This is a genomic window from Pseudoalteromonas sp. BMB, assembly GCF_001709235.1.
GTDB lineage: Bacteria > Pseudomonadota > Gammaproteobacteria > Enterobacterales > Alteromonadaceae > Pseudoalteromonas > Pseudoalteromonas maricaloris.
Map to the genome: position 1 here is coordinate 1 of NZ_MBQA01000115.1, position 394 is coordinate 394.

Here is a 394-nt window from a genome sequence, read left to right on the forward strand (position 1 = left end):
CAATAATGCTGAAAATATAAATTAAGTAGTTTATTGGCTAGAGGGAATCACAGAGTTTGTACATCAAATTAAAATAAATAATCAAAGTGGTTTCCTATTCGAAAAAAAAAGAAACATATCAGCTGTGGTTCTTAAAAGTTTCGGATCCATAACTTATATTTTTATGAACAAACATGCGCAAAAGAAAAGTTCCATTAGTTACATACAAACTTTCACAATCTCTGCTGGGGGTGACAAACAGAACAACGAGAAGAATGCTTACGCTGCTTCAAGAAAAAGAAAGGAAGGGAGTAAGAAAGAAAAAGCCCAAAGAAAGATTTTGATTGGTTTATCTATCAAAGAACTGGCCTGCTTTGCTTTCTAAAACTGCTGACAACCAAATGCTCCTACACAG

1 protein-coding gene is annotated in these 394 nt (G+C 33.8%); it reads left to right on the top strand.

The window, feature by feature from the left end:
• The first annotated feature begins 163 nt into the window (after nt 1-163).
• Nucleotides 164-364 (top strand): hypothetical protein, encoded by a 201-nt coding sequence (locus tag BB427_RS08285; RefSeq protein WP_139119046.1) that lies wholly within the window; start codon nt 164-166, stop codon nt 362-364.
• Nucleotides 365-394: the final 30 nt, after the last annotated feature.